The organism is Paenibacillus sp. HGH0039, assembly GCF_000411255.1.
Lineage (GTDB): Bacteria > Bacillota > Bacilli > Paenibacillales > NBRC-103111 > Paenibacillus_F.
Genome location: NZ_KE150412.1, coordinates 1,272,783 through 1,288,496, shown reverse-complemented (window position 1 = coordinate 1,288,496; position 15,714 = coordinate 1,272,783). Strand labels below are relative to the sequence as shown.

Genomic DNA, 15,714 nt, shown 5'->3' with positions numbered 1-15,714 from the left:
GGCAGCGGAATGTACAGTATCAAATCGCCGGGAGGTTCCCTTTTTCCGTATTACTATAAAGGGGGCGAGATTCACTGCTTAAAGTACGGGAGCTTCTTCCAAGATGAGGCAGGACTGTTCAAGCTGATGCTGGAGGAAGAACAGTTTATCGGGCAGAGAAGCCAGAAATTGAGAATTTGGGTCGATTTTTACGAAACACGACTGAGTGATGACGTTATCGCGGCTTTTGTCGACCATATCGGACGTCTTAACGCGCATATTTACAAGCTGACCCTCGTGGGCTGTTCCTTCGGGAGCAAGCTCAAATTAAAGAAAAGGCTGAACAGGCTCGATCCGCCTTTAAAACGCCCTGTCTCGTTTTTCAGCGATCCCGAAGTTGCGAAGACATGGCTGGTCCGGGAAGGATAGTTTTTTTTAACCAGGAAGGGAAGCGGTACACATGACGACAATCGGATTTATAAGGCACGGGAGTACACATTGGAACAAAGAAGGAAGAGCGCAGGGAAGCTCGGATATTCCGCTCGATGAAGACGGGCTGGCCGATGCGGAAAAGCTGGCGGAACGGATCGGGTCGGAGAAGTGGGACTATGTGTATTCGAGCCATTTGCTCCGCGCAAAACAGACGGCGGACAGAATCGGCGGCCGGGCCGGAATTCCGGTGTGGAGCGACGAAAGAATCCGTGAAGCGGGCGGGGGAGAAATCGAGGGGACAACCGAGCAGGAACGTATCGCGAAGTGGGGTGCGGGATGGAGAGAGCTTGACTTGGGCATAGAAAAGCCGGAAAGCGTCATAACCCGGGGCCGCTCTTTTCTGGACGAGGTTTTGAGCAGGCATAAGGGGAAAAGGATACTGATCGTCAGCCACGGCTCCTTTATCCGGACGATGCTGAAACATTTGCTGCCCGATTCCGAGTACGACGGACATTTAACGAACACATCGGTCACGACTTTAGTTCTGGATGACCGGGACTGGACTTGCGGTTTATACAACTGTACGAAGCATCTGGAATAAAAGAGGACAGCAGCAATGGATACAGAAAGGGTGGGGGCATGAATATTTTAGTCAAGCCGCTCGACAGCGAGGAGCTTAAGGTGATCTGGATGCAGGCTTTCCGCAAGCACGGGCTGCACCGGGAGGTCGCCTACTACGATCAGTGCCTTCATGAAAATGTGCTGGGTACCCGTGTCACCCTGCTCGCTTTCGTGGAAGAGACGCTGGTCGGCTGCGGCCATTTGAAGGTGGAATCGGAGTATGCGTATTTCCGGGACCGGCGGATTCCCGAAATCAATGATTTGAATGTTTTTCCCGACTACCGCCGGAGCGGAATCGGAACCAAACTGCTGGAGCAGTTCGAGGCGCTGGCAAGCGAAGATTTTCACCGGATCGGGCTGGGAGTCGGACTCTACAAGGACTACGGGGCGGCGCAGAGGATTTACTGCAGGAGAGGCTACGTCCCGGACGGCAACGGCCTCATGTCGGGCAACCGGGAGGCGGCCGCCGGAGAGATGGTCCGCGTGGACGATGACCTCCTCCTGTATCTGGTCAAGGACCTGCGGCTGGATTCGTTCTATAATCTGCACGCCGGCAAGGCGGAAATCCAGCCCTTTTTGAATCACTGACATTATTTCAGGAAAAACGGGAGAGGCGGAATCTAGGATGGATCAGAGAAAGCTTGGAAGCGGCGGACTGACAGTGTCCGCAATCGGTTTGGGATGTATGGGCATGTCGGATTTTTACAGCGGACGGGACGAAGCCGAATCCGTTCGCACGATTCACCGCGCGCTCGAACTTGGCGTGACGTTTCTGGATACGGCGGACATGTACGGGGTAGGCCGTAACGAGGAGCTGCTCGGACAAGCTCTGAAGGACCGCCGCAGCGAGGCGGTCATCGCCACCAAATTCGGCAATATGCGCAGTCCGGACGGGGCTTTCCTCGGCGTGAGCGGCCGCCCGGAATATGTCCGGGAAGCCTGCGACGCGAGCCTGCGCCGGCTCGGCACCGACTACATCGACCTCTACTATCAGCACCGGGTAGATCCCGGTACCCCGATAGAAGAGACGGTCGGCGCCATGGCCGAGCTGGTCCGCGCCGGCAAGGTCCGCTACATCGGCTTGTCCGAGGCCGCTCCCGCAACGATCCGCCGCGCTCACGCGGTTCATCCCGTCACGGCGCTGCAGACGGAATATTCGCTGTGGAGCCGGGACGTGGAGGACGAGATCCTGCCGGTCGTCCGCGAGCTCGGCATCGGATTCGTCCCGTACAGTCCTCTCGGAAGAGGGTTTCTCACGGGACAAATCCGGACGTTTGAAGATTTGGCGGAGGACGATTACCGCCGCTACTCGCCCCGTTTCCAGGGCGATAACTTCCGGAGAAATCTCGATCTCGTGAAGCGGATCGAGGAAATCGCCCGCGAGAAGGGATGCCGGCCTTCCCAGTTGGCGCTGGCCTGGCTGCTGGCGCAGGGCGAAGACATTGTCCCGATCCCCGGCACGAAGCGAGCCGTGTATCTGGAGGAGAACGTTCAGGCCCTCGCCGTCGGCCTGACCGCGGAAGAAGCCGCCCGCATCGACGAGGCGGCGCCTAAGGGAGCGGCTTCCGGTGCCAGGTACCCGGAAGCGAGCATGAAGAGCGTCAATCTCTAGGTGATTGACGCGAAGCCTTGCCCCTGCGGGCCGCCCCCGCCGCCAGCGGCCCGCCTCGGCGCCAAACGGCGCCTACCAATCCGCCGGAGTCAGGCGGATTTTTTGCCGTCCATCCGGGGGCTTTCCGTCCTCGCCGTTTTGCGGCCCGTCCGCTCGCCCGTCCGCCAGCGGCGCCTCGGCGCCAAACGGCGCCGCCTTCCAATCCGCCGCAATCCCGGCGGATTATTTGGCCATCCCCGCCCGTCCGCCTCGCCGCTCACGGCTGCCTGCGGCGGTAACGGACGGGCGAGCAGCCTGTCATCTGCTTGAAGGTTCTGCCGAAATGAGTCAGGCTGTCAAAGCCGACGCGCTCGCAGATTTCGAGCACTTTCCAGCTTGTTTCCCTGAGCAGGGCGCACGCTTTTTTGATCCGGACGGTGTTGATGTATTCGATTGCGGTATAGCCGGTCACTTCTTTAAAGGTGCGGCTGAGATGGGAAGGGCTGATTTCGAACGTTTGCGATAGATCTTCCAGCGTAAGCCGCTCGTAAAAGCGGCTGTTTATGTACTCCACGAGGGCGTAAATTTTTTTGTGGGTGGGCAATGCGCCGCTCCCAGCCTGCTCCCGGTCCGCTTCGCGCACCTTGCGGTTCATAAACAGCAGCAGCTCCATCAGCAGCACTTTCTGATACTGCTCGAACCCTATCTGCTTGCGGACGCCTTCGTGGAGCATTTTATGAAAAAGCTCCTCTGTAAAGGTCTGCTCATATCCGGAAAGGTTAACGGCATGGAAGTCCGCAGAGAAAAAAGACAGAAGATCCCCGCCGTCTTTCAGACGGAAAAAATCGTGCAGAAACTCCTCTTTGAACAGCAGCGTAACGCGCTCGAAGACGGCCTCGCCCGCGTTGACTAACTGATGCGGCACATTGGCGTTAATGAACAGAAGGACGCCGCCTACGACCTGGTACGTTTTGTCCCCGATAAAATAATACAATTGACCGGATACGAGATACATAATTTCGAAAGCATCGTGGGTGTGGCGCGACGGCATACTCGTGTAAGCGAGCTCCTTGCGGCTGATATGCAGAGAACCGCAGTCATAACAGACGTTTTTCAAATGAACTCCTCCTCGCTCCGTGGGTGTCCTACTCAGTTTAGCGTGTCCTCCGGCTTCTTTTTAACCCTTTCGGCCTAAATCACATAAAAAAACAAAAATAGAACGAAAAAAGAACCGCAAAATAAGGTGGCTTTTTCTCCTTGTTGGAAGATATGTGCAGAAAACGGAACTAAATTCGCTTATAATGAAAGAGTGAATTACTACATAACGGTTCAGGAGGTAAAAAATGGCTAAAAATATGCTTGGGATGCTTCTGACTTCGGCTCTGCTGTGCGGCAGTCTGGGGACCGGTACGGGACATGCGCAGTCAGGCCGTGCTTTGCCGGCGGAGAAGAAAGAAGTCAAAAACGTGATTTTGTTTATTACGGACGGCATGAGCTTGTCGGACGTGAATTTGACGAGATGGGTCCAGGGCGGCAAGCCTTTGGAGATGGACGCTTATTTCAAAGGGCTCGTCCGGACGTACGCGTCGGATTCGCTGACGACGGACTCGGCTGCGGGCGCGTCGGCTTACGCAACCGGTCATAAAGTGAAGAGCGAGACGGTATCGATCTCGCCGGATAAGGTCACGATGCCGTTCATCGACAAGCCCCGCGAACGGGAAGCGGCCAAGCCACTGCCGACTCTCCTGGAAGGGGCCCGCCTGAAGGGCAAGGGCACGGGACTTGTGTTCACGTGCGAGCTTACGGACGCTACGCCGGCGGTTTTCGCCAGCCACGCGGAAAGCCGCGACAACGCTCATTCCATCGCGGAGCAGATGGTATACAGCGGCGTGGATCTCGTCCTGGGAGGCGGATCGGGTTATCTCGTGCCGGGCGATAAAGAAATCAACCGCAAGGACGGGGAAGATCTCACCAACGTGCTGAAAGCAAACGGCTACGAATATGCGACGAGCCGAATTGATCTGCTCAGTTCGCAGACGAACAAGATTTGGGGCCTTTTTAACGAGGGGGCGCTCGACGCCGATCTTGACCTGGACCCGCAGAAGCAGCCTACCCTGGCGGAAATGACGACGATCGCGGCCAACAAGCTTTCTTCGAACGAAAACGGCTTTTTCCTAATGGTAGAAGCGAGCCAGATCGACTGGTTCGGACACGACAACGACCCGGTCGGCATCGTTACCGAGACGCAGGCTTTTGACCGTGCCCTGAAAGCGGCGATTGATTTTGCCAAAAAAGACGGAAACACCGCCGTTATTTCGGTATCCGATCATGCCACGGGCGGACTCAATATGACCAACTATGACACGATGAAGGATCTTCAGCCTATCTTTACGAAGGCCAAACATACGAGCTACGGGCTGGAAGGCAGAATTAACGAATCCAACTACAAGAAGATGCTCGAGGAGGAATACGGGCTATCCGATCTGACGAAGGAAGAAGAGGAAGCCGTCAAGAAAGGGCTGAAAGACAATCTCTCTCCGGTGATCGGCGGCATATTGGGAGAGCGGGCAGGCGTTTCGTTCTCCACCGGTGACCATACCTCGGAAGAGGTCGGACTGTTCGCTTACCATCCGAATGATTTTCTTCCTACAGATTATGCCGGAAGCGGCGTGGTCGAGAACACCGACGTCGGCAAATACCTCCAACTGATTCTGGGACTGGACCTGCCCGCGCTGGAAAACAAGCTGTTCCTTCCGGCAAGCGACCTGGAGGCCAAAGGAGCCAAAGTGACCGTAGACAAATCGGATAAGGAAAACCCGGTCGTCGTCGTGACGAAAGGAACGAAGACGATCAAGCTCCCGGTAGACAAAAATATCGCTCTGACGGACGGCAAGACGATCAAGCTTAGCACGCCGACCCTGCTGATCAAAAATAAAGTTTGGGTGTCGCGCGACGCGGCGGCTTTGATTCAATAAACGGGGTTTATTGAACTTTTTTGGCCAAATCTTACCCGCAATCTCTTGTTGAAATTGAAATCCGCACTCGCTGCGGATTTTTCTTTTTGCCGTTATTCGCGGGGCGGGCAGGCGGGGAAGGAAAATATACCCTAACAGGACCGTTCAATGGTAAAGTAGAAAGACAGGTGCAGAAACAGCAGCGGAGAACAACCGGAAACGGGAGGACAGTCGTTGAATGAACTTGGGGCGCATCAGACGGGATATGAAAAATTATTTGGAGGAGCACCGGAATCCGGTAAACCGCACGCTGCATTATTTTGCGTTCCTGGCCGCATTTCTGGCCTGGATCTTTCTGTGGATCGACATCCGGATTGCCTTGGCGCTTGCCGTTCTACATTATGCGTTAGCCTGGACCGGACACTTTTATTTCGAAGGCAACAAGCCGGCGTCTTTCCGCTATCCGCTGATCGGTTTTTATGCGGGGTTTCTCTGGTTTTTTCTGAGGACGGCGGAAGTGGTGACACGGACCGATCTAGTCGACGCGTGGGTGAGCAAGTCCGAATAGGAATGGACGCAGCCGCCGCATGGAAGATCACGGCCGATTAAGGAGTGAAAACATGAATATTGTGTATTCGGACGAAATTCCTTCGGGTGAAGCCATTTATGATCTGTATGAGCAATTCGGCTGGAACGAATTCCTTAAGCTGTCCGCACGGCAGCTCCACGATACGATGCGGGGAAGCTGGTATGTGGCGAGCGCTTATGATGGGGGCCGCCTGATCGGCACGGGCAGAGTCGTATCGGACGGCGTGATGACCGCGTTTCTATGCGGCCTCGCCGTCCATCCGGACTATCAGAAGAAGGGAATCGGAAGCGAGCTGATGAAGCGGCTTATTCAGCGGTGCATCACTCGTCAATTACATATGGAGCTTTTTTGCTCGGATCCGAAAATCGGTTATTATGAACGGTTCGGTTTCGAGGTGTTTGCCAGCGGCATGAAATACAGGAAGGAGGGGCATCCCTGTGGTGAATAAAACGAAAGAAGTCCGGATAGTTCCTTACGACCCGGCGTGGAAAACCGCTTTCGAGAGCATACGAGCCGAACTCGAACAGCACATCGGCGATCTCGTTATTGCCATCGAACATGTAGGCAGTACATCGGTGGAAGGCTTGGGAGCCAAACCGATCATTGACATTGATGTCGTTATGGACAGCTATGAAGTGTTTCCCGCCATTGCGGAGCGTCTGGGGAAAGCGGGCTTCCGGCATGAGGGCAATCTGGGTGTGGAGGGCCGTGAAGCGTTCAAACGGACGTACGAGGATGGCTTTATGGCTTATCATCTCTACGTATGTCCCAAGGACGGTCGCGGCTATCTGGAGCATATCGCTTTTCGCGATTATTTGCGTGCCCATCCTGCGGCACGGGAGCGGTATCAGCGGCTTAAGGAAGATTTGGCGGCCGAATTCCGCTATGATAGAGATACTTACTGTGAGAAGAAAACCGGTTTTGTCCGGGACATTTTAAACAAGACTCTCTACAAGGAATAGAGCAGCAGGGGCATCAGCAGCATCCGAGGAACCGGCAGAGGGAGACCAGGGAGGCTGGGCGGTACGATGGAGACATTCGGCAGAGGTTGCCTGTATATTATTTTGGGTATAGTGGTTCTTATGGTTTTCGCTTTGCTTGCCGGAGGGACGGTTACGATTCCGTGGATCATCGCGATTCCGCTGGTCGTGCTGGCTTTCTGGACCGCGTCGAAAAAAAACAAATAACCGGGGTGACCGAAATGAGTGCGAATCAGACTTACCTGGAAAGTGCCCGCAAACAATTTCTCTACTACAAAACACTCGGGGAGAAAGCGATGAACCAGCTGGAGCCGGAGCAGTTGTTTACGGCTTACAACGAAGACACGAACAGCATTGCGACGATAGTGGCCCATCTGGGCGGGAATATGCTTTCCCGCTGGACCGATTTTCTTACGACGGACGGGGAAAAAGACTGGCGCGACCGCGACGCCGAATTCGGGCACGGCCTTTCGGACAAAGAGCAGCTTCTGGACAAGTGGAACGAAGGCTGGAACTGCTTATTCCATGCGCTGGATTCCTTGAGTCCGGGTCAACTGGAGCAGATTATTTATATCCGCAACGAAGGCCATACCGTGATCGAAGCCATTAACCGGCAGCTGGCCCATTATCCTTACCACGTCGGGCAGATCGTCTATGCGGCCAAGCTGCTCAAAAAAGAAGAATGGAACAGCTTGTCCATTCCGAGAAACAAATCCGCGCAATTCAACAGCGAAAAATTCGCCAAACAGAAATCGGTCCAAAATTTTACCGATGAAGAGATGAAAAGATTGTCCGCCAACACGGACAGCATGCAGTAAAACGGCTCCGGCAACCGGAGCGGCATCACGACGGACACAGACTGGAGACAATCAAGGCCATGTACACGATGACAAAAGTAAACGCCGCCATAAGGCCGCATCTGACAAAACTGTTTGAAGAGGTCCGCCGGGTGGACGTCTGTATAGACAGCGTGCTGGAAGGTCAGGCCGCCGGTGATATTCGAATCTTCGTCGATTCCTTGACGAATCCTTCGAGCGCGCAGATCAATCAGGGGAGCTTCGCCTATTTCGCCGGTGATTCCGCCGGCCCTTCCGCCGAGCAATGGCTGGAGGAGCTTCCCGCCCACTGCTATATTATGCCTTCATCCCCAGGCTGGGTGCAGCGGGCACGGAGCATCCACGGCGGCAAGCTGATCCGAGGCGAGCGGTACATGTTTTCCCCGGCGTCGCTGCGGCCCGGCTCTTTGAAGGAGCTGGCGGAGCATCCGGATTACATAGTGGAAAAGATCACGCCGGAGCTGGCGCGGGACATGTTCCGCGACCCGCTCCAGCATTATCACTTCGTGAATTATGACACGGCGGAACAATTTATGGAGACCGGGTTCGGCTACTGCATCCGAGCGGAAGGCGAAGTCGCAGCCGCCTGCACGACCGCGATGGTATGCCGTACGGGCGTGGAAATCGGCATTATGACCCACCCGGACTACCGGAAGTTCGGATTGGCGACCCGGGTTGCGGCCGCGTTTCTGCTGCACTGCCTGGAGCACAATCTGTATCCGAGCTGGGATGCGGCAAATTTGAAGTCCAAGGGGCTTGCGGAGAAATTGGGGCTGATCTATGCCGGATCTTATGAGGTTTTCTCCCTGCAGGATTAGGCGGATGAGAATGACGCCGTTGTCCCCGCGGAAGAAGGAGCAAGAATGGTACACCTGTCTGCGTGGAAATCGGCCGCGTTTCTGGCGGCTCTGTCGGCACTTACGCTGCTGGTCTATTCCGTTTTCCGGAACAAGACGTATTACGATTTTTTGACTTGGAATTTATTTCTGGCCTGGGTTCCGTTCGTGTTCTCGTTTATCGCTTACGAGACCGGACGCCGGGTACAAAGCGGGATGAGAGCCGCTATCATCGTCGTTCTGGGGGGAGGCTGGCTGCTGTTCTATCCGAACGCCCCTTATATCGTGACGGACCTGGTTCATTTAACCGCGATGAAGGGGCTCTATGCCTCCGCTCAAGGAACGTTTGCGTTCCGGTACTGGTACGATCTGCTCGTTCTCGTATTATTTGCGTGGAACGGTCTGCTGCTCTGCGTATATTCCCTGTATCAGGTTCATTCGCTTATTCGGCTTGCCGCAGGTTCCCTGCTTGCCTGGGGCTTTGTGGCGGCGACAGCGCTGCTCGGCGGCTACGGCGTACTGCTGGGCAGAGTGCACCGGCTAAACAGTTGGGACGTGCTGACGGATGTAAGCCTCATTAAACAGATCGCCATGGAGAGCCTTCATGCTCCGGCGATGCTTTTCTCCCTGCTGTTCGGTCTTATGATCGGGATTGTTTATGTGTCGTTTTATTTTGTTGTCCATCAGGCGGGCCGGGCGGCTGCGCGTGCATAAGAAGCTCCCATAGGCAGCTTGTTTAGGCGGAGAGGAGAATGTTATGCTATTTTCGAAAAAAGATCCGGCCGATCCAAGGACGGACTTTGAACGGGATCTGCTGCGTCAAGCCAGGCGTCTGATTCCGGGAGAACCACCGCCGCCCTGGCGTCTGCAGACGGTTATTGCGGCTGCGGGAGTAACGGCCGGCGGCTGGGACGGAGACGGCCGGATCGTCCTGATCGGCAGCGGATACAGCATCACGGATGCCTTTTCCGGGCAGCGGCTTGTCAGGGAACGCGACGAGGCGAAGACCGAACGGCATCTCGCCGGTTGCGGGTTAAAATTCACCGTGCCCGAGACGGGGGAAGAGATCGGCGTCTTCGGGCTGGACGGCGGAGACGGCATTCAGATGAACGCCGAAGGCTGGAGGCTGGAGGTCATTTACCCGTGGTGGCCGAGAGCTTCCGTGATCCTGGAGAATGTTTTCTCCAGAGGGTACCGGTATTTGGCCGGAGCTGTTATGCTGGAGATTCCACGGCTCGACGGCTGGCAGAAGGGCGGTTTTTCACCGTCCGGGGAAGCGTTTATGGTGCTCGGATCGGGCGGAGCGGCCGTTTTTGCCAAGCGTTAATCGCAGGTCTGCGAAAGAATAAAGAACGGACGGCAATCAGATTTATCGGAGAGGAAGAGAGAAATCATGACCAAAAGAAAGAATATCTCATCCGGTTCGCCGTGGGAGCCTGTTGTCGGATACAGCAGAGCGGTAAGGGTCGGCAATATCGTTGAAGTAGCGGGAACGACCGCCATGAAAGACGGAGCCGTTGTAGGCATAGGCGACGCGTACGCCCAGACGAAATTCGCACTGGGCATTATCGAAGAGGCGCTTAACCGGGCGGGAGCCAAACTGGCCGATGTCGTAAGGACGCGCATGTTCGTAACGGATATCGGCCGGTGGGAAGAGATCGGCAAAGCCCACGGGGAATTTTTCAAGGATATTCGTCCGGCATCCACGATGGTGGAGGTGCGGGCCTTAATCGATCCCGAACTGCTGGTGGAGATCGAAGTTCAGGCCATTGTGAAGGAAACTTCCTCCGGGTTCGGAGATTGACCCCCTCAGGGCCTCCTCCTTTGTAGAGGGGGCCTTTTTTAGTTGCGGAGGGGATAGAACCCTATGGTATAATCAGGAAAATAACGGCTGTGCGGCAAAGGGATGAACAGGCGTGAACGCTTTTCTCAAATTGAACGGAATCAGCGCCTTGTGGCATGAATCGGCCGAAAAAAAGCTGACCCGGCGTGAAGCCGAAAACGACGTCCCGTAAGGCTGAAGCTGTCAGCACGGATGGCTGCGTTCATGCGGTTTTTGGAACGGACCGGCCGACCGGCCGTCTATGACCTTGAAATCCGGCTGGACAGCCCTTACACCTGTTTGGCCAAAGACACTCTCTTTGCTTAGGACCCCCGGGTTTTACTTGCCGAGGGCGCAAGACCACGATTAACGGGAGGCATTCACTTATGATCCGAATTTGTACCGAACAAGATATCCGTGATATTTACGACATTATTAACGATGCGGCGGTCGCCTACAAAGGAATTATACCGGCCGACCGGTTTCACGAGCCTTACATGACGATGGAGGAACTGCAGAGCGAAATCGGCGGCGGGGTCGTGTTCTGGGGGTATGAGGACGGCGGGCGTCTGATCGGGGTGATGGGCATCCAGGACAAAGGCGACGTCTCCCTGATCCGGCACGCCTATGTGCGGACAGACCAGCGCAAGGGAGGCATCGGCAGCCGGCTGCTGGCTTATTTGACGAACCTGACGGAGAAACCGTTCCTGATCGGTACGTGGGCGGATGCTTCCTGGGCGATCGCCTTTTATCTCAAAAACGGCTTCTCTCTCGTTCCCGAGGCGGAGAAGGAGCGGCTGCTGCGCACGTACTGGACCATACCGGACCGGCAGATCGAAACGTCCGTCGTGCTCGGCGACCGCAGGCGCGAAGCGGTTTAGGGGAAGACGAAGGATGCTCGTAAAGTGAACACGGAACGGGCTATCGAAATGGGCCCTCCGCAGCCCGGTTTAGTGATTTTAACCGGACTTTCGTGATTATGAACTTGCTCATCCCCCGACTATATCTCATCTTAAGGAGTTATCATCATGAAGATTTTGGACCTTACCCTCCGTGCTTCGAATCTAACCGGATTAAAGGAGTTTTACGGAGAGCGGCTGCGGCTGCCTGTCACCGGGGACACCGAAACATCCTTTTCATTCCGGGCGGGAAACACGAACGTGACTTTCGTCCGCTCGGCGCCGGACAGCGATAGTTTCTATCATTTCGCTTTCAACATCCCGGAGAATAAGATTGAAGAAGCGGCCGGTTGGCTCCGGGACAGGGTGGAACTTCTCGGCCAGGAGGAGGACCCTGTCGTTCATTTCGAAAGCTGGAACGCCCATGCGGTTTATTTCAAAGACCCGGCCGGCAATATTGTCGAACTGATTGCCCGGCATAATCTTGAGAATGCGTCGCGGAAACCGTTCGGCGAAGAAGATTTTCTGTGCGTCAGCGAAATCGGAATGCCGGTAGACGATGTGTCCGCCACATTGCGGGATTTAAAGCGGAAGGCAGGGCTGGAGGCCTGGAAGACTCCGAGCGATACGTTCGCGCCGGTCGGCGACGAGAACGGGCTTTTTATCGTAGTCAAAAAAGGCCGGGTCTGGTTCGCGGGCGAAAGAAGCTCGCACCCCCATTCGCTGGCCGTCAGGACAGACGGATGCCGGGTGCGGCTCGACGGGGAAGAAGGCATTTCATTCGGAGAGCCCGGGGAGAGCGTGCCGGATAAGCCGTAAACAGGGAGCGGCAGTTGGCGCATAACCGTTGTGCGGCCCACGGGCCGCAAACGGAAGGAAGCCCATCCGCGCTTATGCCGCAGATCCGTCCACCGTACGTCGCCCCTGGCCCGGCTTCGGAAAATTGACATCACGGGAGAGAACAGCGTGCCTAACAAAAGTGTCTATTACGACCGGTTCGGCCCTCCGGCTGAAGTGCTGGAGATCCGCCGCACCCCTGTCGTCCCGCCGGGGCCGGGCGAGATCCGGGTGCGGATGCTGGCCCGGCCCATCAATCCGTCGGACCTGATCCCCGTGCGCGGGGCCTATGCCCACCGGATCGCCCTCCCTGCGGTGCCCGGCTACGAAGGCGTGGGCATCGTCGAGGAGACGGGCCTTTCCGTGCCGCCGGAGCTGCTCGGCAGACGGGTTCTCCCGCTGCGCGGCGAAGGGACTTGGCAGGAATCGGTCCTCGCGCCCGCCGGGCTGGCGATCCCGGTTCCGCCGGACATTCCCGACGAGACGGCCGCCCAGCTCTATATCAACCCGGTGACCGCCTGGGCGGTTTGCGGGGCGCTTCGCCTGAAGTACGGCGATACGCTCGTCGTCAACGCCGGCGGCTCGGCGATCGGCCGAGTGTTCGCGCAGCTGGCGGCGGTTTTCAACTATGAGCTCATTGCGGTTACCCGCAGCGCAGCTCATACGGAGGAGCTGCTGCGCCTCGGCGCGGCTCACGTCATCGACACCGCCGGCACGCCGCTTCGCGAGGCGGTGCTGTCCAAGACGGGCGGCCTGGGAGCGACCGCGGCCGTGGACAGCATAGGCGGCCCGGATGGAGCGGCTCTCGCCGGCTGCGTCCGGCCCGGCGGCACCGTGTTCAGCATCGGGCTGCTGTCGGGGGTGCCGGCGGATTGGGCGGCGATGTCCCGGCTGTACCGGGTGGACGCCCGGCCGTTCTGGCTCCGGCACTGGATCCGCCATGCTTCCGCGGCGGATTGGATCGGGACGTTCGAGGAGATTATGGAGCTTGTCCGGGACGGAAGGCTGAGCCTGATGAAGATCGCCGCCGGCTACGGACTGGACGAGGTGCATGCCGCCGTGGCGGCTTTTGAGTCCGGCATGCCGGGGAAGATCTTGCTGACGGGCGGGCACGGATGAAGGCCCGGCGGGGAACTGCGGCTGTATGCCGATGCATGTTCATCATGGAATAACAGGAGGCTGCGTGAAGATGAAAAAAGTGCTGCTGCTCGGGGATTCGATCCGGATCGGCTATCAGCCGCTGGTGAGGGCCGCATTAGAGGGAAAGGCCGAAGTCGTAGGGCCGGAGGAAAACGGCCGTTTTGCCAAACATACGCTCTGGGGGGCGAACTTGTGGATCAGAGATCTGGGGACGCCGGATATCATCCATTGGAACAACGGGCTTTGGGATCTTCATCATGAGGCGCCCATGGTCGAAGCGCTGACCTCCCTGGATGAATACATTGTGACGCTCGGACGGATTCTCAATGAGCTGCGAAGAACGGGAGCGGCGGTTATTTTTGCGACGACTACTCCCGTTCCGGTTGATGCCGTGGGCAGAAGCAATGCGGAAATAGACGCATACAATGCGGCCGCAGCGAAGCTCATGAAGCAGCACGGCGTGGAAATCAACGACTTGAACGCCGTCGTCAAGCGCGATCTGCAAAACTTTATCTGCGAGGATAAGCTGCACCTCAGCGAAGCGGGCAACCGGGCCTGCGCCGATAGAGTGATAGAAGCCGTCCGCAAATACATATAAGACGGAAGAAATAGGCCGACGCGTGCCCGTGAAGGGCTCCGTCCCTTAATCTCGGGAAAGTTCACCGGATCAGGTGGCTTTCCTTTTCTTTTTTGGGTAGGATAGAGGGGAATGTGTTTGTGAGAAGGAGAGTAACAACATGGGTAAAAAACGAAGGATTCTGATCCGTTTCACGCCTCCGCAAATTTTGGCGCTCGGAATCCTGGCTATCATTTTAATAGGATCGGTATTGCTTTCGCTGCCTGCCGCCTCCTCTACCGGAGAGCCGATCTCTTACTTGGACGCTTTTTTTATGTCGACTTCGGCCGCATGTGTGACGGGGCTTTCCGTGCTGAACGCGGGGGTGCATTTTTCGCTGTTCGGCCAGATCGTCATCCTTATGCTGGTCCAGGTGGGCGGGCTCGGATTTATGACGATGGCGACCTTGATCGCGCTCGTGCTGCGCAAGCGGATCACCCTCAAGGAGCGGCTTCTTTTGCAGGAAGCGATGAATCAAGGGTCCGTGGAGGGCATCGTGCGGCTGATCCGCAAGGTGCTGACCTATGCGCTTGCCATTGAGTTGGCGGGAGCGGTTCTCCTGACGGTACGCTGGGCTTTCGACATGCCGCTTGGACAAGCGGTTTACTTTGGCGTTTTTCATAGTATTTCCATCTTCAACAACGCCGGCTTCGATTTGTTCAGCAGTCTGCCCGGAGCCCAGGGAAGCCTGATGGCGTATGTGAACGATCCTTACGTGAATATCGTAGTTATCGGGCTTATGGTTCTGGGGGGGATCGGATTTATCGTCATAGCGGACTTGCTTGACTTCAAGCGGACCCGGAAGCTGACGCTCCACTCCAAAGTTGTGCTTACGGCAACGGGCCTGCTGATTCTGCTCGGTTCCGTCGTTGTCTTTATCTTCGAGTACACGAACCCGCTGACGATGCAGCCGCTAAGTCTTCCGGGCAAAATCTTCGCCGCCTTCTTCCAGTCGGCAACGACCCGGTCGACGGGCGTAAATACGCTTGATATCGAATCGTTCCGCCAGGCAACCCAGTTCTTTGTGATTATCCTTATGTTTATCGGGGCGGCGCCGGGTTCAGCGGGCGGAGGGATCAAAATCACGACGTTCGCGATTCTCATAGGCGCCGTCATTACGATGGTCCGGGGCAAGGAGGATATCGTGTTTTTCCGCAAAAGACTCCCGGAGGAACGCATTTATAAAGCGACGACGCTGACGCTGATGTCTCTCATTCTGGTCGTAACGGGAACGATGATTCTCTCGGTTCTGCAGGACGGTCCTTTTATCAAAATATTGTTCGAGGTGACGTCCGCTTTCGGTACGGCCGGCATTTCCCTGGGGCTGACGCCGGAGCTTACTTCCCCGAGCAAGGTGCTGATGGCGATCCTGATGTTTGTCGGCCGGCTGGGTCCGCTGACACTTGCCTACGCGCTGACACCGAAGGGGACGAAAGAGCTGTACCGCTACCCGGAAGGAAAAATTACAATCGGGTAAGGGGCCGCATCTTCGCAGGGAACAGAAAAAAGAGTTTGACAGTTTTTCGGCGGCGTTTTATAATTCCTAGTATTCCCATTGGATAAAAGAATAAATTGTTGACCA

Annotated in this window: 20 protein-coding genes; 19 read left to right on the top strand and 1 reads right to left on the bottom strand. The window is 56.4% G+C overall.

From position 1 onward, the window contains the following. Positions 1-9 precede the first annotated feature (9 nt). From HMPREF1207_RS05575 to HMPREF1207_RS05560, 4 genes are read left to right on the top strand one after another with little or no spacing between them, the layout of a single operon-like run. Positions 10-408 (top strand): hypothetical protein, encoded by a 399-nt coding sequence (locus tag HMPREF1207_RS05575; protein ID WP_009674032.1) that lies wholly within the window; start codon positions 10-12, stop codon positions 406-408. Positions 409-439: 31 nt separating this feature from the next. Next, complete coding sequence (locus HMPREF1207_RS05570; RefSeq protein WP_009674029.1) at positions 440-1,012, top strand: histidine phosphatase family protein; 573 nt, start codon at positions 440-442, stop codon at positions 1,010-1,012. 38 nt (positions 1,013-1,050) lie between these two features. Then, positions 1,051-1,620, top strand: a complete 570-nt coding sequence (locus HMPREF1207_RS05565) for a GNAT family N-acetyltransferase (protein WP_009674033.1) — start codon at positions 1,051-1,053, stop codon at positions 1,618-1,620. Between the two features lie 37 nt (positions 1,621-1,657). After that, positions 1,658-2,644, top strand: coding sequence for an aldo/keto reductase (locus HMPREF1207_RS05560; protein ID WP_009674039.1), 987 nt, complete (start codon positions 1,658-1,660; stop codon positions 2,642-2,644). Positions 2,645-2,900: 256 nt separating this feature from the next. Here the strand turns inward: HMPREF1207_RS05560 and HMPREF1207_RS05555 are convergent, their stop codons facing one another. Continuing rightward, positions 2,901-3,740 carry a helix-turn-helix domain-containing protein gene (locus HMPREF1207_RS05555; protein ID WP_009674022.1) on the bottom strand — a complete coding sequence of 280 codons (840 nt, stop codon included), beginning with the start codon at positions 3,738-3,740 and terminating at the stop codon, positions 2,901-2,903. A gap of 226 nt (positions 3,741-3,966) precedes the next feature. Here HMPREF1207_RS05555 and HMPREF1207_RS05550 point away from each other — a divergent pair, with 226 nt between their 5' ends. From HMPREF1207_RS05550 to HMPREF1207_RS05485, 15 genes are all read left to right on the top strand, one after another. Next, positions 3,967-5,598 (top strand): alkaline phosphatase, encoded by a 1,632-nt coding sequence (locus tag HMPREF1207_RS05550; protein ID WP_009674047.1) that lies wholly within the window; start codon positions 3,967-3,969, stop codon positions 5,596-5,598. A gap of 217 nt (positions 5,599-5,815) precedes the next feature. Next, positions 5,816-6,145, top strand: a complete 330-nt coding sequence (locus tag HMPREF1207_RS05545) for a DUF962 domain-containing protein (protein WP_009674051.1) — start codon at positions 5,816-5,818, stop codon at positions 6,143-6,145. Between the two features lie 52 nt (positions 6,146-6,197). Next, positions 6,198-6,614, top strand: coding sequence for a GNAT family N-acetyltransferase (locus tag HMPREF1207_RS05540; protein WP_009674028.1), 417 nt, complete (start codon positions 6,198-6,200; stop codon positions 6,612-6,614). Further along, positions 6,604-7,128, top strand: coding sequence for a GrpB family protein (locus HMPREF1207_RS05535; protein ID WP_009674055.1), 525 nt, complete (start codon positions 6,604-6,606; stop codon positions 7,126-7,128). Before HMPREF1207_RS05540 ends, HMPREF1207_RS05535 begins: the two co-directional genes overlap by 11 nt. Positions 7,129-7,194: 66 nt before the next feature. Beyond that, positions 7,195-7,353 carry a hypothetical protein gene (locus HMPREF1207_RS29650; RefSeq protein ID WP_009674050.1) on the top strand — a complete coding sequence of 53 codons (159 nt, stop codon included), beginning with the start codon at positions 7,195-7,197 and terminating at the stop codon, positions 7,351-7,353. 14 nt (positions 7,354-7,367) lie between these two features. After that, positions 7,368-7,964 carry a DUF1572 family protein gene (locus tag HMPREF1207_RS05530; protein WP_009674031.1) on the top strand — a complete coding sequence of 199 codons (597 nt, stop codon included), beginning with the start codon at positions 7,368-7,370 and terminating at the stop codon, positions 7,962-7,964. Positions 7,965-8,023: 59 nt separating this feature from the next. Continuing rightward, positions 8,024-8,800, top strand: coding sequence for a GNAT family N-acetyltransferase (locus HMPREF1207_RS05525; RefSeq protein ID WP_009674026.1), 777 nt, complete (start codon positions 8,024-8,026; stop codon positions 8,798-8,800). A gap of 45 nt (positions 8,801-8,845) precedes the next feature. Continuing rightward, entirely contained in the window at positions 8,846-9,532 is a 687-nt protein-coding gene (locus HMPREF1207_RS05520; protein ID WP_009674036.1) for a DUF1361 domain-containing protein, read from the top strand. Positions 9,533-9,575: 43 nt separating this feature from the next. Then, on the top strand, positions 9,576-10,145 hold the full coding sequence (locus HMPREF1207_RS05515; protein WP_009674052.1) for a hypothetical protein: 570 nt from the start codon (positions 9,576-9,578) through the stop codon (positions 10,143-10,145). A 66-nt stretch (positions 10,146-10,211) separates the two neighbouring features. Then, positions 10,212-10,622: a RidA family protein gene (locus HMPREF1207_RS05510; RefSeq protein WP_009674045.1), complete on the top strand. Its 411-nt coding sequence runs from the start codon at positions 10,212-10,214 to the stop codon at positions 10,620-10,622. A 404-nt stretch (positions 10,623-11,026) separates the two neighbouring features. Further along, positions 11,027-11,521, top strand: a complete 495-nt coding sequence (locus HMPREF1207_RS05505; RefSeq protein ID WP_009674056.1) for a GNAT family N-acetyltransferase — start codon at positions 11,027-11,029, stop codon at positions 11,519-11,521. A gap of 147 nt (positions 11,522-11,668) precedes the next feature. After that, a complete protein-coding gene (locus HMPREF1207_RS05500) occupies positions 11,669-12,358 on the top strand; it encodes a VOC family protein (protein ID WP_009674035.1) in 690 nt (229 codons plus the stop codon). A gap of 147 nt (positions 12,359-12,505) precedes the next feature. Then, positions 12,506-13,495, top strand: coding sequence for a zinc-dependent alcohol dehydrogenase family protein (locus tag HMPREF1207_RS05495; protein ID WP_009674025.1), 990 nt, complete (start codon positions 12,506-12,508; stop codon positions 13,493-13,495). A 70-nt stretch (positions 13,496-13,565) separates the two neighbouring features. Further along, positions 13,566-14,114 (top strand): SGNH/GDSL hydrolase family protein, encoded by a 549-nt coding sequence (locus tag HMPREF1207_RS05490; protein ID WP_016423492.1) that lies wholly within the window; start codon positions 13,566-13,568, stop codon positions 14,112-14,114. Between the two features lie 139 nt (positions 14,115-14,253). Then, positions 14,254-15,609 carry a TrkH family potassium uptake protein gene (locus tag HMPREF1207_RS05485; protein ID WP_009674027.1) on the top strand — a complete coding sequence of 452 codons (1,356 nt, stop codon included), beginning with the start codon at positions 14,254-14,256 and terminating at the stop codon, positions 15,607-15,609. Positions 15,610-15,714: the final 105 nt, after the last annotated feature.

Excerpts from the sequence above, each read along its gene's own strand:
- HMPREF1207_RS05575 (WP_009674032.1), top strand. The coding sequence starts at position 10 with ATGTACAGTATCAAATCGCCGGGAGGTTCCCTTTTTCCGTATTACTAT.
- HMPREF1207_RS05570 (WP_009674029.1), top strand. The coding sequence starts at position 440 with ATGACGACAATCGGATTTATAAGGCACGGGAGTACACATTGGAACAAA.
- HMPREF1207_RS05565 (WP_009674033.1), top strand. The coding sequence starts at position 1,051 with ATGAATATTTTAGTCAAGCCGCTCGACAGCGAGGAGCTTAAGGTGATC.
- HMPREF1207_RS05560 (WP_009674039.1), top strand. The coding sequence starts at position 1,658 with ATGGATCAGAGAAAGCTTGGAAGCGGCGGACTGACAGTGTCCGCAATC.
- HMPREF1207_RS05550 (WP_009674047.1), top strand. The coding sequence starts at position 3,967 with ATGGCTAAAAATATGCTTGGGATGCTTCTGACTTCGGCTCTGCTGTGC.
- HMPREF1207_RS05545 (WP_009674051.1), top strand. The coding sequence starts at position 5,816 with ATGAACTTGGGGCGCATCAGACGGGATATGAAAAATTATTTGGAGGAG.
- HMPREF1207_RS05540 (WP_009674028.1), top strand. The coding sequence starts at position 6,198 with ATGAATATTGTGTATTCGGACGAAATTCCTTCGGGTGAAGCCATTTAT.
- HMPREF1207_RS29650 (WP_009674050.1), top strand. The coding sequence starts at position 7,195 with ATGGAGACATTCGGCAGAGGTTGCCTGTATATTATTTTGGGTATAGTG.
- HMPREF1207_RS05530 (WP_009674031.1), top strand. The coding sequence starts at position 7,368 with ATGAGTGCGAATCAGACTTACCTGGAAAGTGCCCGCAAACAATTTCTC.
- HMPREF1207_RS05525 (WP_009674026.1), top strand. The coding sequence starts at position 8,024 with ATGTACACGATGACAAAAGTAAACGCCGCCATAAGGCCGCATCTGACA.
- HMPREF1207_RS05520 (WP_009674036.1), top strand. The coding sequence starts at position 8,846 with ATGGTACACCTGTCTGCGTGGAAATCGGCCGCGTTTCTGGCGGCTCTG.
- HMPREF1207_RS05515 (WP_009674052.1), top strand. The coding sequence starts at position 9,576 with ATGCTATTTTCGAAAAAAGATCCGGCCGATCCAAGGACGGACTTTGAA.
- HMPREF1207_RS05510 (WP_009674045.1), top strand. The coding sequence starts at position 10,212 with ATGACCAAAAGAAAGAATATCTCATCCGGTTCGCCGTGGGAGCCTGTT.
- HMPREF1207_RS05505 (WP_009674056.1), top strand. The coding sequence starts at position 11,027 with ATGATCCGAATTTGTACCGAACAAGATATCCGTGATATTTACGACATT.
- HMPREF1207_RS05500 (WP_009674035.1), top strand. The coding sequence starts at position 11,669 with ATGAAGATTTTGGACCTTACCCTCCGTGCTTCGAATCTAACCGGATTA.
- HMPREF1207_RS05490 (WP_016423492.1), top strand. The coding sequence starts at position 13,566 with ATGAAAAAAGTGCTGCTGCTCGGGGATTCGATCCGGATCGGCTATCAG.
- HMPREF1207_RS05485 (WP_009674027.1), top strand. The coding sequence starts at position 14,254 with ATGGGTAAAAAACGAAGGATTCTGATCCGTTTCACGCCTCCGCAAATT.